This window comes from Pseudonocardia sp. ICBG601, assembly GCF_020496245.1.
In genome coordinates this window covers 1-14,457 of sequence record NZ_JAHLJA010000197.1, presented here as the reverse complement: position 1 = coordinate 14,457, position 14,457 = coordinate 1, and the positions used below count along the sequence as shown (strand labels likewise).

The following is a 14,457-nucleotide window of genomic DNA, read 5'->3' as shown; positions in this document are numbered from 1 at the left end:
CCGCCCGGCCATCGGCGGCGCGTTCGCTCGCGGCGAGCACGTCGTCCGAGCAACGACCGTCGACCCGGGACCATCGCCGAGAGGCGTCGACGGGTCGGCCGTCAGGGGTGGGTGCGGCCGTCGACGTGCAGGAACGAGCACGGCGGCCGAGCACCCGATAGGGGTCCGCGGGGAACGCGGAGTCCGGCCAGGGTGCGGTGGTGTCCGTTCCCGTCATGGGCACGGACCGTAGATCAACAGCCCCGGGGTCAGCGGGAGGCGTCCGGGTACCGCCGTCGCAGCAGCGCCGTGGCCACGGCGGACAGCACCAGGACCGACAGCGCGGCCGCCACGACGATCACCACGGTCGAGGTGCCCGCGGGCAGCAGTGCGAACGGCCAGAGTACGGAGACCAGCACGATCAGGCCACCGACCGCGCCGCGCAGCAGGGCCGGGGTGCCGTCGGGGAACACGAACAACCGTCGGAGTAGTGCCATGGACCGACGGTAGGGGCCGAACGGGGGTTGCCGCACCCCCGGACGGACCTCACCGCGCGCCCACGTCTGCCCTGCGCGACGGCCGCTACCGGGCCATCCCCGCACCCTCCGGCGTCGCGATGCCGTAGCCTCGGATCTTGCGGTAGATCGTCGCCCGGCTCATCCCGAGCCGGCGCGCCGCCTCGGCCTTGTTGCCGTCGGCGTCGAGCAGGGCGTCGACGATGGCGTCGCACTCGATCGACTCGAGCGGGGTCAGTACCCGCCGGGCCAGCACCCGTGTCTCCGGTGGCAGGTCCTCCAGCCGGATCACCCCGGTTCGGCGACGGCTCACGACCTTGCGCAGCACCTGGTAGAGCTGCTCGACGTTGCCCGGCCACCGGTGGCGCATGAGCACCCGCAGGGCCTCCGGCGCACAGGTCAGGTCGGCGCCCCGGGTCAGCCGGGCGAGCAGATAGGGAACCAGCTCGGCGACGTCCTCCACGTGGTGGCGCAGCGGCGGGACCTCGATGGTGCGCGGGAAGCAGTCCAGCAGCGACGCCAGCTCGGGCGAGTCGGTGGTCCGGGAGCTGCCGCGGGTCGCGACGACCCAGGCCCGCTCCGGGTCGGTCGACTCGCGGTGCGGCTCCAGCACGTCGGCGAGCGCCGCCGCGGCGGCCGGGGGCAGCCGGTCGACCTCGCGCAGCACCAGCGTCCCGCCGCCCCGCCGAGCTCGTCGGACACCTCGGAGAACCAGCGCGGGCCCACGTCGCCCGGTCGTCGAGCACGCGGACGTGCCCGGCGGGGGAGTGGAGGTGGTGGGTGGCGCGGGCCAGCGTGGTCCGGCCGGAGCCGGCTCGCCCTGCAGCACCAGCCACTCGTTGGTGCGGAAGTGCCGGTCCACGGCCTGGGCGCACTTGGTCCACAGCGCCCCCGAGCCGACGGCGGTCGGTAGCGCGGTGGTGATCGTCGGGGTCGCGGAGCCGCGGCCGACGGTCTCGCGGTGGGTCAGGCTCACCTGCAGGATGCCGCCCGCCGAGCCCGCCTCGTTCCAGCTGGGCCGGCACTGCACGCGCGCGGTCGCCCCGCTCGGCAGGTCGACGACGAGCTGGCGGTTGCGCCCGGCCCGCAGCGCGTCGGTCGCCCCGGCCAGCAGCGGGACCTGGTCCCCGGGGGCGATGAGCTCGCGGGCGCGGTCGTTCATCATCACGAGGTCGTCGCCGACGGCGAGCACCGCGGAGTCGCCCCCGCGCTGGACCGCGGTCAGGTAGTCGTGCAGCAGCGTCAGCTCGTGCCGCCCGGACGCGGCGAGCAGCGCCTCCTCGATGCGGCGGGCCGTCGTCGCGGCGGTGGCGACCATCAGCGCGTTCGCCTCGCTCCGCCAGCAGGTCAGGTCGACGACGCCGAGGATCTTGCCGGTCACCGGGTGCCGGATCGGGGCGCCGGCGCAGGCCAGGTCCTCCAGGTGCTCGACGAAGTGCTCGTGCCCGAACACCTCGGTCGGGCGCCTGCCCTCCAGCGCGGTGCCGATGCCGTTGGTGCCGACGTGCTGCTCGGCGTAGGAGAAACCGGGGACGAGCCACACCCGGTCCAGGTGCTGACGCAGCGCGGAGTCACCGGTCCGGCGGTCGAGGACGACACCGTCGCCGTCGCAGAGGATGAGGCTGACCGGCTCGGTGGCGAACTGGTCGCACAGCTCGGAGACGATCGGGGTGGCCGCCCGTACCAGCGGGCTGTCGGTCTCGCGGCCGATCTCGGGCAGGTCGATGGAGTCCGGCGCGACGTCGCTGTCCCGCGACCGGATCCAGGACGCCAGGATCGGCGGGCGGACCGCGTCCTCACGCATCTGTTCGTGGTGCAGGAACGCGTCGCGGGCCGCCGCGATCCGTTTGGCCGCGGCGCTGGTGGTGGTCCTGGTGGCGGATGTGGGCGCCGAGCCGGTGGCGGGGAGTCATGTCCGTCCCCGGGGTGTCGCGGGCTCGGCGTCGGCCGGCCCGCCCGGGTGGCGCCCTGCGCGCCGTCGGGCAGGGGTCTCACACACGGCCTCCTCGCCTGTGTCGAGCTCGGGACACGACCACCGGGGACCCGCGTGCGACAGCGGTGACCTGCCCGGATCCCGTGGCACGGCGACGGTACGCGCCGTGAGAGCAAGATCACCACAGGTGGCGGAGCGGAAGAGTCTCATATTGAGACCTCGAATGCCTGTCGGACCATGTGTGATTCGCAGCACGGAAGAAAGACGGCATCGGCGACGCGGCAACCAGCCACGTCGCCGGGCCGCCCGCCCTCCGCGCACGACCACGACATCGGGCTACCCGCGCTCGCCCGCTGATCCGACCACAACCCACCACCGTGAGGAGACGACGTGAGTCGGCAGAGTTTGGCGAAGGCTCACCAGAAGATCCAGGAGCTTTCCTGGGAGCCGCAGTACCACGAGCCGTACATGAAGTACGGAACCGACTACACCTTCAAGAAGGCGGCGAAGAAGGACCCGCTCAAGCAGGTCCTGCGCTCGTACTTCCCGATGGAGGAGGAGAAGGACCACCGCGTCTACGGCGCCCAGGACGGTGCCATCCGCGGCAACATGTTCCGGCAGGTGCAGGAGCGCTGGCTGGAGTGGCAGAAGCTCTTCCTGTCGATCATCCCGTTGCCGGAGATCTCGGCGGCGCGCTCGATGCCGATGCTGTTCCACGTGGTTCCGAACCCGGAGCTGCACAACGGCCAGGCGATCCAGATGATCGACGAGGTTCGGCACAGCACGATCCAGCAGAACCTCAAGCGCCTGTACATGAACAACTACATCGACCCGGCGGGCTTCAACAACTCGCTGCGGAACTTCCAGTCGGACTACTGCGGCACCATCGGCCGCCAGTTCGCGGAGGGGTTCATCACCGGTGACGCCATCACCGCCGCGTCGATCTACCTGACCATCGTCGCGGAGACCGCGTTCACGAACACCCTGTTCGTGGCGATGCCGGCAGAGGCGGCCGCCAACGGCGACTACCTGCTGCCGACGGTGTTCCACTCGGTGCAGTCCGACGAGTCGCGGCACATCTCCAACGGCTACGCCACGCTCCTGATGGCGCTGTCGGACGAGGACAACCGCCAGCTGCTCGAGCGCGACCTGCGCTACGCGTGGTGGAACAACCACCGCGTCGTCGACGCCGCCATCGGTACCTTCATCGAGTACGGCACGAAGGACCGCCGCAAGGACCGCGAGTCCTACGCGGAGATGTGGCGCCGCTGGATCTACGACGACTACTACCGCAGCTACCTGCTGCCGCTCGAGAAGTACGGCCTGGTGATCCCGCACGACCTGGTCGAGGAGTCCTGGAACCAGATCTGGAACAAGGGCTACGTCCACGAGGTCGCGCAGTTCTTCGCCACCGGCTGGTGCGCCAACTACTGGCGCATCGACGGCATGACCGACACCGACTTCGAGTGGTTCGAGTACAAGTACCCGGGCTGGTACGACCGGTACGGCAAGTGGTGGGAGAACTACAACCGCCTCGCCAAGCCGAACGGTCACCACGCCATCGTGGCCGAGGACGTCGACTACGTGTACCCGCACCGCTGCTGGACCTGCATGGTCCCGTGTCTGGTGCGCGAGGACATGGTCGTCGACAAGGTGGACGGCCAGTGGCGCACGTACTGCCACGAGGTCTGCCGCTGGACCGACGCCGAGGCCTTCCGGCCCGTGTACCAGGGTCGCGAGACCCCGAACATGGGCAAGCTCGTGGGTCACCGCGAGTGGGAGACGCTCTACCACGGCTGGAACTGGGCCGACGTCATCCAGGACATGGGCTTCGTCCGTGACGACGGCAAGACGCTGACCGCTCAGCCGCACCTCGATCTCGACCCGAAGAAGATGTGGACGCTGGACCACATGCGGCGCATGCCGCACCTGGCCAGCCCCAACGTCATCCTCAACGAGATGAGCGACGCCGAGCGCGAGGCGTTCGTGGCGGACTACAACCGCCAGGGGCCGGGAGGCCGGCCCGCGCCCACCGACGCCTGAGCGCGGGTCAGGCGAGGGGAGGGGTTCCCGTCACGCCATGACGGGTCCCTCTTCCCGCGGCCCGGCCGGGGGGTCGTCTTCCCCGGCCGGGTCACCCCGGGACTCCCGTCCGCCGGGCGGGGCCCGGGGCGACGCCTGCCCACATCTGTCCGATTGGTCTTTTTTCTCACGCCACTAGTCACGCCAAGAGAGGTGGTCTGCGCTCGTGGGCGACAAACACGTCGTGCGGTTCGAGCCCGTCGGCATCGAGATCGAGGTCGACGAGGACCAGAACATCCTCCGCGCCGCGGCCGAGCAGGGCGTCCAGCTCATGCACGGCTGCAAGGAGGGCCAGTGCTCGGCCTGCAAGTCCTTCGTGCTCGAGGGCGAGGACATCGAGTACGACAGCTACTCGACCTTCGCGCTCCCGGACTACGAGAAGGAGGAGGGCCACACCCTCCTGTGCCGGGCGCACGCCTATGAGGACCTGGTCATCGAGCTGACCAACTACGACGAGGAGATCATCCGCTCCGGCCTGCCCCTCACCAAGGGCGTGGTCGAGGTCGTGTCGGTCGAGGCCGTCACCCACGACATGCGGCACCTGACCGTCAAGCTGGTCGAGCCGTCGGAGATCAAGTTCTTCCCCGGGCAGTACATGGACCTCGTCTGCCCCGGGACCGAGGAGAGCCGTTCGTTCTCCATGGCCAACACCCCCAACCGGGACGGCCTGTACGAGTTCGTGATCAAGGTCTACCCGGGTGGGCTGTTCGGGACCTGGCTCGACGAGAAGGCCGCTCCCGGTGACCGGCTCGACGTCGAGGCGCCCTTCGGCACCTTCACCCTCCGCCAGAACCGCAGCTCGCCGATCGTCTTCGTCGGCGGTGGCGCCGGCATGGCGCCGGTACTGGGCCTGCTGCGGGCGATGGCCGAGGGCGGCGTCGAACGACGGGCCACCTTCTACTACGGCGCGCGCACCGCGGCCGATCTCTGCTTCGAGAAGGAGATCGCCGAACTGGCGCCCCAGCTCAACGGCTTCCGGTACGTCCCCGCCCTGTCCGACGTCGACGGCGGCGACGGCGGGGACTGGGCCGGCGAGACCGGCCTGATCACGGAGGTGGTCAGGCGGAACGAATCCGATCTGAAGGGAGCGGATGCCTACGTCTGCGGTCCCCCGCCGATGGTCGACGCGGCGATCGCGACGCTGACCCAGCTGGGTGTGAGTGAGACCAACATCTTCTACGACAAGTTCACCACGACCGGTGAGCAAGAAGGCGAGGACGGACAGCAATGACTCAGTCCCCCACCACGCAGGACACGTCGTCCGGTTCGCAGCGCAGCGTTCCCAAGCCCGTCTTCACCGACGCGGAGGCCGGGGCGCGGGAGTTCCCCGACTCGAGCTCGAACGCGCGCCGCTACAACTACTACGCGCCCGCCAAGCGCAAGCAGACGCTGTACGAGGACACGACCGTCGAGGTCCAGCCGGACCCGCGGCACTACCTCTCGCAGGGCTGGATCTACGGCTTCGCGAACGGCGAGGGCGGCTACCCGCTGCACTGGACCAAGCTCAAGGCCTGGGGTGTCGACGAGCCGGAGCCGCAGCGCGGCATCGGCAGCGGCGGCATGCACGTGAAGAACTGGCCGGCCCACGGCTGGCACGAGTTCCGCGACCCGAACGAGGAGTGGGAGCAGAGCCTCTTCCGCTACAACGCGAACGTCGTACGGCAGCTCACCCAGAACATCGAGAACGCCCGCAACGCGAAGGCGTTCGAGCTCTGGAACTCGAACTGGGTGCGCTTCGTCGAGCGCAACGTCGGCGCCTGGATGCACATCGAGCACATCCTCGGCCTCTACGTCTTCGCGTCCAACGAGCGGTCCGCGCGACTAACAACATGCACAACACGGCGCTCGCGGCGAACTCCACCCGCAAGATCCGCTTCGCCCAGGACCTGGCGCTCTACAACCTGACGCTCTCCGAGGAGATCGACGGGTTCGACGGCGCCGCCCACCTCGACGCGTGGGACAACGCGCCGGAGTGGCAGGGCGCCCGCAAGTTCACCGAGGCCCTCACCGCGGTCCAGGACGACTGGGGCGAGGCCATCTTCGCGGCCAACTGCGTCTTCGAGCCGCTGGTCGGTGAGCTGTTCCGCTCGAACCTGGTCATGCAGTCCGCCGCCTCCAACGGCGACTACGTGACCCCGACGGTCATGGGTGCCGGCGAGTACGACTACGCCCAGCGCGACCTGCGCTGGTCGATCGCCTGCTTCGCGCCGCTCACCCAGGACCGCGAGTTTGCCGAGCACAACCGCTCGCTGATGGGCGGCTGGCTGCGGACCTACGTCCCGCAGGCACTGGAGGCCGCCCGGACCATGCAGCCGATGTGGTCCCAGTCGGACTCGAAGCCCCCCACGTTCGAGGACTCCCTCGACCGCGCCAAGAACCGGTTCGCCGGGATCTGCAGCGATCTCGGCCTCGACGTCCCCGAGGAGCTGAAGCAGTGACCAGCACCAGCCCGTTCAAGCAGGACAGCACCGCGTCGAACATGTGCGGCTTCACGCTGATGAACAACCAGATCGGCGCGGTCATCGCGACCGTCCTGGACCGTCAGGACAACGTGACCGTGCAGCACCTGCCCTCGATGATCCGCGTCGACGGCACGGGCAAGTTCGAGCTGGACTACGTCGCGATGGACGAGGAGGCCGGCCAGGAGGAGGGCTGGTTCGACGCCGCCCAGTTCGAGGAGAACATGTCCACCCACTACGGGCGGATGGTCCACCTCGATGACAAGACCATCATGTTCGCCAATCCCGAGGACGCCGCCGAGTACATCGACTTCGACCTGAAGCCGGTGTAAGGACCCGCTCCTCACCCGGATCGCACCGCCCGGGACGACGACCCGTCCCCGGCCCACCACGCCCGGCGACGGCCCGGGCGGTGCGCTCCACCCGCGCAGCGCGCCCCGCGGCGCCACGGCTGCGCACGTTGATCCACACCCGCGCACCTGGACCGACTCTTTCTCCGGGAGGACCCACCATGGCCAAGGAACTCCGCTTCGGCGCCGAGGGCCGTCATCTGCTGCAGGCCGGCGTCGACCAGCTGGCCGAAGCCGTCAAGAGCACGCTCGGCCCCAAGGGCCGTAACGTCATCCTGGAGAAGATCACGGGCTCGCCCGAGGTCACGAACGACGGCGTCACGATCGCCCGCGAGATCCACCTGCGCGACCCCTTCGAGAACATGGGCGCCCAGCTGGTCAAGGAAGCGGCGGTCAAGACCAACGACACGGTCGGCGACGGCACCACGACCGCGACCGTCATCGCCCAGGCCATCGTCAAGCAGGGCATGAGCGCCATCGAGCGCGGTGGCAACCCGGTGCTGGTCAAGCGGGGCATCGACATCGCGGTCAACGCGCTCGTCGACCGCCTGCAGACGGTGTCGCACCCGGTCAGCACCGAGGAGGACTACGCCCGCGTCGCCTCCATCTCGGCCAACGACGACTACACGATCGGCCGGGTCGTCGCGAAGGCGCTGCACACCGTCGGCGACGACGGCGTGGTCACCGTCGACGACACCCCGCTGCCGGGGGTCTCGGTGGACTTCGTCGAGGACTTCGAGTTCGACAACGGGTACGTCTCGCCGTACATGGTGACCAACCCCGGCACGCTCGAGGCGATCGTCGACGACCCCTACATCCTGTTCACCGCGCACAAGATCAAGGACGTCCAGCAGATCATGCCGGTGCTGGACCGGATCATGCGCAACGACCGGCGCCCGCTCGTCATCGTCGCGGAGACCGTCGAGGGCACCGCCCTGCAGATGCTGGTCCACAACCACGTCAACGGGCATTTCCAGGCCGTCGCGATCAAGGCGCCCGGCTTCGGCGAGAAGCGCATCCACCTGCTGGAGGACATGGCCGCGCTCTGCGGCGGGCAGGTGCACTCCAAGAGCTCCTCGTTCTCGCTCGAGCAGATCGACGTCGAGCACCTGGGGCGCGCGGTGCAGGTGCAGGTCACCAGCGAGGGCACCACGATCATCGGCGGCCGCGGGGACAAGCAGAAGCTGGAGTACCGGCTGTCGCAGCTGCGCGCCGAGCTGGCCCGCGCGACCATCGGCACCGACGAGGACTTCTTCTCCGACCGCATCGCCCGGCTGTCCGGGAAGGCCGCGATCATCTCGGTCGGGGCACCGACCAACGCCGAGGCCCGCGAGATCCGGCACCGCGTGGACGACTCGCTGCAGGCGACCCGGGCCGCGGTGGCCGAGGGCATCGTCGCCGGTGGCGGCGCGGCGCTGCTGCACGCCGAGCCCGCCCTCGACGAGCTGGACGTGACCGGGGACTACCGGATCGGCGTCGAGATCGTCCGGCACGCGCTCACCGAGCCCGTGCACCTCATCGCCTCCAACGCCGGCTACGACGGCGACGAGGTGGTCAAGCAGGTCACGACCATGGGCGTCGACGAGGGCTTCGACGCCCTGGAGGGCCGCTTCGGGGACATGGTCGAGATGGGCATCATCGACCCGCTGCGGGTCGTGCGCTCCGCCCTGCAGAACGGCGCCTCCGTCGCCGGGCTGATCCTCACCACCAACTCGCTGGTGGCCGAGGAGGTCACGCCCTGGAACAAGGCGCTCATGACCGAGTTCGGCCAGCTCGACGAGGGCATCCCGCAGCCCAGCCCGGACTCGAGCACGCCCCAGTCGATGGGGCTCGGCCCGTCGGTCGGGTAGGTACCGGCCCGTCCGGTCACAGGAACAGGGGAGCGGCCCGGCACGCGCTGCGCGTGCCGGGCCGCTCCGCGACAGTGGAGGTGGTCGTGGTGGACCGGTGCTGCGAAGCCCCCAGGGGCGTGGTGGTCTCCCGGCGGTCGTCGACGCCCAGGTGCACGGCTGGGACGGCCGGCCGCACAACCAGGCGGGCCCGGCTGGGGAGCAGTTCGTCGCCGACCTGCTGCACCGTCACCGGATGGTCGACCCCCGCCTCGCGGCCGCTGTCCGCGGACGCGTTCGAGCTGGTCACGCCCCAGGCGCTGGCCGCGCACGTGCTCTCCGCGGTGGACCGCGCGGTGCTCGTCCCGCCGGGTTCGAGGACCTGTTCGTGCTCGGGTTCGCCGCACCGGCCTGGCACGCCGAGCTCGCCGCCGAGCACCCCGGGCGGCTCGCGCTGGCGGGGGAGCTCGACCCCGCCGACCGGGCCCGCGCCCGCGGCATCGGGGCCCGGGTCGGGCGCGACGGTCTGCGCGCGCTGACCGTGCTGCCGCCCCGCCGACCGGAGACCGCGCTGTCGCTGCGGGCACCGTGGCTGCGACCGCACCCTGATCCGGGCCGAGCAGGCCGGCGCCGGGGTGGTCCACATCGGGATCGCGCCGACCGCGCGACCGTCGCGCGCGGCACCGGAGTGGGCGCACGCGGGCGTCGTCGCCGAGGGGGAGGCGGCTACCGCGGCCCCGGTGGCCGGAGTGGGCCGAGCCGGTCCGCGCCGGGTCCGCCCTGCCGGTCCGGGTGCGCAGCGCCGGGCCGCTGCCGGCCGGTGCCGTCGACGTCACCGAGGTCGCCGCGCTGGCCACGGCCCTGCCCAAGATCCGGTTCGTGGTGGCGCCGCCTGCGCCCCGACCGCGTCGCTGATCCGGCTGGCCCGCCGCCCAACGTCTACGTGCTGCTCACCGACCTGCTGATCGCCCTGCGTCGGCACCGGGTGCCCGCCGCCGAGGCGCTCGGCGAGCTGCTGGCCGCCTATGGCCCGGACCGGCTGATGTTCGGCAGCGGCTACCCGCTGGTGCGCCCGGCGCGCCTGATCCGCGACCTCATGACCTTCCGCTACCCCGACGAGCTGCGCGGACGGTTCCCGAGCTCGACGACGACGTCCGCGCCGCCCTGCTCGGCGGCACCGCAGCACGGGTCACGGGTTCGACCTGGCTGCGCCACGCCCCGCACCGGCCCGCGCCGCAGGGGCGCGCTGAGCCCCACCTGAATGCAGGGGAGGCAACCCTCAGAAGGTGGCCTATCCTTCCGCCGGACGAGCGAAGGAACGGACATGGGACTCACCCGACGGCAGATGCTCCTGGGACGCTGGCTGCGGCCAGTGGCGCCGCCCTGGCCGGGTGGGCGGGGGCGGCAGGTCGGAGACCGGCACTGGTGCCGCGACGGGGAGCGCCGGGTTCCCGGTGACGATCGACGGCAAGCTCGGCGCGGCGACGATCCCGCACAGGCCCCGCAGCGTGTGGTGTCCGTGGGCTACACCGACCACGACGCGATCCTCGCGCTCGGGGTGGCGCCGGTGGCGGCCCGCTACTGGTACGGCGACGAGAAGGTCGTCGTGCAGCCGTGGGCCCAGGCGGCCGCGCAGGCGGTGGGCGCGGCACCGGCGGTCCTGAACATGTCCTCCATCGAGCCGGAGAAGATCGCAGCACAGCGCCCCGACCTGGTGATCGGCCTCTACTCCGACCTCGACGCCCAGAGCTATCCGGTGGTGAGCGCCGTCGCCCGACCGTCGGGCCACCGCGGGGGTTCGACGACTACGGCGCACCGTGGCAGGAGTACACCCGCGAGACCGGCGGGCGCTGGGCAAGGAGGCCGAGGCCGAGAAGCTGGTCACCGACCTGGAGGCCAGGTTCGTCGCCGCCCGCGATCGCCGATCCGCAGTGGAAGGGGCGCTCGGTCGTCGTCGCGAGCCGCAGCGCGGACAAGATCAGCGTGTTCTCCTCGCAGGACCCCCGCTCACGGTTCTTCACCGAGCTGGGGTTCACCGTGCCGCCGCGGATCGACCAGCTGGCCGCAGGCAATTCTACACCGAGTTCAGCTTCGAGCAGGCGAGCGAGCTCGACCACGACCTCATCGTGTGGGACCAGCTGTCGTTCACCCCCGGCGGCAAGGCGACGGTCGTCGGGGATCCGTTGCTGTCGCGGCTGCCCGCGATGCGCGACGGGCGCGCCGTGTTCCTGGAGGGGGCCACCGAGCTGGCCTTCGCCTGGCAGACCGTGCTCAGCCTCCCGTCCGTGCTCGACGCGGTCGTCCCCGAGCTGCAGCGGGCGATTCCGAAGGCCTGACCCGCTCCCGTCGGGGTGGGGCGTGCCCCCGTACCCCGGGGCCCGCCCGCCGCGCGAGACTCCTGCCGGTGGCGTCGCTGCGGGTCTCGTGGCGGTGGTCAGGCGCGACGACGGTGGACCGCCGGGGTGAGCACGAACAGCACCGCGGCCGTCGTGCCGAAGGCGGCGGCGAAGCCGAAGGGCTCGGCGATCGCGCCGAGCCCGGTCGCTCCCAGGCCGGTCCCGGCGTCGTAGGCGATGTTCCAGACGGCGCTGGCCGGCCGTAGTGCAACGGCCCGGCGGCGGCGAACAGGGCGACCATGGCGTCGTTCTGCACGAGCCCGAACCCGGCGCCGACGGCGGCCGCCCCCGCCACCAGCAGGACCGACGCGAACGGAGCGGCGAGCACCCCGAGCAGCCCGACCGTGGCGCACGCGGTCCCGACCGGCACACGCGGCCCGGGCGTCCGCTGCGCGGCGGTGGTGGGTGCCCGCGACGCCGCGGCCGAGCAGCGCCCCGAGCGCAGTGGCGAACAGCGCGGCGGTCACCGCGACCGTCGCCCCTGGCGCGACGAGCGGGCGAAGGTCGCGAATCCACGCCGCCCTGCGCGGTGGAGCAGCCCAGCATTGCGAGCACCGGCGCGGCGGGGAGTCGCCTGCGGGGCTCGCGGGGGTGCGGGACGGCGTCGTCGCGGCGGGGTGCGGGGGCCCGCCGGGGCCCGCGCACGAACGCCACCACCAGCGCCCCGGCGACCGGGGTGATCCCGGCGAGCAGGAACACCCCGGTGAACCCCAGCGCGTCGACGACCGCGACGCCCGCCGGCAGGAACAGCAGCTGGGGCAGGCCGACCGCGTAGCCGTAGCGCGCCGCCGCGCGACCGTGCGCGGACGGCTCGACCAGCTCCGCGGCGAGCGCGCTCCCGGCGACCGTGGCCATCCCGAACCCGAGCCCACGGACGGCGGAGATCGCCAGCACCGGACCGAGGTCGGCGGTCAGCGCGAGCAACGGCGTCGGGAGGCCGAGCAGCAGCGACCCCACGACCAGCACCGGACGGTGCCCGACCCGGCGCAGCATCGCGGGCACCAGCAGCTGGGTGCCGACGGTGGCCGCCATCAGTACGCCCGTGCTCAGCCCCGCTCCGAACTCGCCGGAACCGCCCCGGGACACCCACAGCGGACGACCGGCAGCAGCAGGGCGTACCCGCCGAACGCGAGCGCGGTCGAGGCGAGGAGCAGGCGGAACGGGAGCGACGACAGCGAGCGGGGCACGCCCCACCGTGTCAGACGCACGCGTCGCGGCGCGTCCCGCGCCCTGGCTCCGCGCTGTCCTCGGGGGCCTGTCCCGTGAACGGTGTTTCCGGCGGGTGTGTCAGTAGGTCTCGGCTCCCGGCCAGCGGTCACCGAAGGTGATGGCGAAGGCGTTGAGTACGGGTTTCCAGCGCATCGTCCATCGGGTGCGGCCTGTCCCGGTGGGGTCCAGGCTGCGGGTCACAAGGTACAGGCACTTCATCGCGGCCTGCTCGGTTGGGAAATGCCCGCGGGCGCGGACCGCGCGGCGGTAGCGGGCGTTCAACGATTCGATCGCGTTCGTCGTGCAGATCACCTTCCGGATTTCGATGTCGTAGTCAGGAACGGGATGAACTCGGTCCAGGCGTGCCGCCAGAGCCGGATCATCGCCCCGTACTTACGCCCCCAGTTCTTATCGAGGGTGTCCAGTGCGGCGGCCGCTGTGTCTGCGTTCGGGGCGGTGTAGATCGCTGTGATATCACGTTTCACTGCGTCCCAGTCAGTCCGGGACACGAGCCGGAACGTGTTCCGGATCAGGTGGACGACACAGGTTTGCACAATGGTGTGCGGCCACACGTTGGACACGGAGGCTTATTCAGGGACGCTCAACAGACTGCTGCGTTGAGACGCTGACCTGGGGAAGCGCCTCGCTCCATGATCACCCTGAATAAGCCTCACGACCTCGGGGAGTCCTGTGAGGCCGTCGCAGACGAGGAAGAACACGGACACCGCGGTTCTTCAGATCGATCAACACGCTCATCCAGAACTTGGCGCCCTCGCCACCGGTGCCCATCCAGAGCCCGAGGACGTCCTTGCTGCCGTCCAGTCCGACCCCGATCGCGGCGTAGACCGGCCGGTTCGCGACCTGCCCGTCCCGGACCTTCACGTGAATGGCGTCGATGAACACCGCCGCATACACCGCATCCAACGGCCGCCCGGTCCAGTCATTCATCTCGGTGAGGACGGTGTCGGTGATCCGCGAGACCGTCTCCCGGGACACCGACGCCCCGTAGATGTCGGCGAAGTGTGCGGAGATCTCCCCCGTGGTCATCCAGGGCCCCGGCAAAGTCGTGATGGGTGGGTCCTGAGCTGCGGTGATGTGGGGGTGGGGGTGGGGGGTGCGGACACAGGCTTGGCGTGATCATGAGGGTGTCGAATCCTTGCTCACGTCAGGAAGCCTGTGTCCGCAGTGTCAGTGTCTCCGATCGTTGCTGCTCTGGAAGGCCTGGAGGTCGGTCCTGACGCGGGGAGAGCCGCGCCGGTCGGTGAGGCGGCGGGGTTGTCGCTGGTGGAGGCCCTGTCGCGAGTGCCGGACCCGCGGAAACCACGCGGTGTCCGCCACGGTGTCCTCGCGGTGTTGCTACTGGGGGCGTGCGCGGTGTTGGCGGGGGCCCGGTCGTTCACCGCGATCGCCGAGTACGCCCATGACGTCGGCCGCGCCGTGCTGGACGTGCTCGGGGTGGGCGCGGTCGCTCCGCACGAGTCGACCATCCGCCGGGTCCTGCAACGGGTCGACGCCTCGGCGCTGGAGGCGGCGTTGCAGTCCTGGGTGTTGCCCCAGCTCAGCGCCCAGCCGACGGCGGAGGGCACACCCCGGCGAGAACAGCGTCGCGTGCTGGCCTTGGACCTGACTTTGGTCACCCGAGCCTGTTTCGCAGCTTGTACTGCGCTGAGCTGCGGTGATGTGTTTGCGCGGGAGCGGTGTGAGG

Annotated in this window: 12 protein-coding genes and 3 pseudogenes; 8 read left to right on the top strand and 7 right to left on the bottom strand. The window is 70.9% G+C overall.

The features are described 5' to 3' along the window. From KPL57_RS59970 to KPL57_RS59960, 3 genes are all read right to left on the bottom strand, one after another. A partial coding sequence (locus tag KPL57_RS59970; protein WP_226358860.1) for a hypothetical protein occupies window positions 1-217 on the bottom strand: 217 nt, incomplete at its 3' end. Window positions 218-248: 31 nt separating this feature from the next. Further along, entirely contained in the window at window positions 249-476 is a 228-nt protein-coding gene (locus KPL57_RS59965) for a hypothetical protein (RefSeq protein ID WP_226358859.1), read from the bottom strand. A gap of 85 nt (window positions 477-561) precedes the next feature. Beyond that, window positions 562-2,298, bottom strand: coding sequence for a sigma-54-dependent Fis family transcriptional regulator (locus KPL57_RS59960; protein ID WP_226358858.1), 1,737 nt, complete (start codon window positions 2,296-2,298; stop codon window positions 562-564). A 534-nt stretch (window positions 2,299-2,832) separates the two neighbouring features. Here KPL57_RS59960 and KPL57_RS59955 point away from each other — a divergent pair. The 7 genes and pseudogenes from KPL57_RS59955 (at window position 2,833) to KPL57_RS59925 (ending at window position 11,483) form a co-directional block, all read left to right on the top strand. Then, entirely contained in the window at window positions 2,833-4,470 is a 1,638-nt protein-coding gene (locus KPL57_RS59955; RefSeq protein WP_043276429.1) for a methane monooxygenase, read from the top strand. A gap of 205 nt (window positions 4,471-4,675) precedes the next feature. Further along, window positions 4,676-5,740, top strand: coding sequence for a 2Fe-2S iron-sulfur cluster binding domain-containing protein (locus KPL57_RS59950; protein ID WP_208824608.1), 1,065 nt, complete (start codon window positions 4,676-4,678; stop codon window positions 5,738-5,740). Continuing rightward, window positions 5,737-6,947, top strand: a pseudogene (locus tag KPL57_RS59945) (toluene hydroxylase). The gene KPL57_RS59950 and the pseudogene KPL57_RS59945 overlap by 4 nt, the downstream one beginning before the upstream one ends. Further along, entirely contained in the window at window positions 6,944-7,300 is a 357-nt protein-coding gene (gene mimD, locus KPL57_RS59940; protein ID WP_350589363.1) for a propane 2-monooxygenase effector subunit MimD, read from the top strand. The pseudogene KPL57_RS59945 and the gene mimD overlap by 4 nt, the downstream one beginning before the upstream one ends. Window positions 7,301-7,479: 179 nt before the next feature. Continuing rightward, on the top strand, window positions 7,480-9,168 hold the full coding sequence (gene groL / locus KPL57_RS59935) for a chaperonin GroEL (RefSeq protein ID WP_226354967.1): 1,689 nt from the start codon (window positions 7,480-7,482) through the stop codon (window positions 9,166-9,168). 97 nt (window positions 9,169-9,265) lie between these two features. Continuing rightward, window positions 9,266-10,408 (top strand): hypothetical protein, encoded by a 1,143-nt coding sequence (locus tag KPL57_RS59930; RefSeq protein WP_226358857.1) that lies wholly within the window; start codon window positions 9,266-9,268, stop codon window positions 10,406-10,408. Window positions 10,409-10,964: 556 nt separating this feature from the next. Next, window positions 10,965-11,483 (top strand): ABC transporter substrate-binding protein, encoded by a 519-nt coding sequence (locus tag KPL57_RS59925; protein ID WP_226358856.1) that lies wholly within the window; start codon window positions 10,965-10,967, stop codon window positions 11,481-11,483. A 98-nt stretch (window positions 11,484-11,581) separates the two neighbouring features. Here KPL57_RS59925 and KPL57_RS59920 read toward each other — a convergent pair whose 3' ends face one another. The 4 genes and pseudogenes from KPL57_RS59920 to KPL57_RS59905 all read right to left on the bottom strand — a co-directional run. Beyond that, a complete protein-coding gene (locus tag KPL57_RS59920; protein WP_226358855.1) occupies window positions 11,582-12,010 on the bottom strand; it encodes a hypothetical protein in 429 nt (142 codons plus the stop codon). Window positions 12,011-12,140: 130 nt separating this feature from the next. Continuing rightward, window positions 12,141-12,575 (bottom strand): annotated as a pseudogene (locus tag KPL57_RS59915) (MFS transporter); the annotation flags it as partial. Between the two features lie 14 nt (window positions 12,576-12,589). Next, on the bottom strand, window positions 12,590-12,730 hold the full coding sequence (locus tag KPL57_RS59910) for a hypothetical protein (protein WP_226358854.1): 141 nt from the start codon (window positions 12,728-12,730) through the stop codon (window positions 12,590-12,592). Between the two features lie 100 nt (window positions 12,731-12,830). Beyond that, a pseudogene (locus KPL57_RS59905) lies at window positions 12,831-13,799 on the bottom strand (transposase); the annotation flags it as partial. Window positions 13,800-13,943: 144 nt separating this feature from the next. Between KPL57_RS59905 and KPL57_RS59900 the strand changes: the two are divergent. Next, window positions 13,944-14,457: transposase family protein (locus KPL57_RS59900; protein WP_226358853.1), on the top strand; the 514-nt coding region annotated here is incomplete at its 3' end.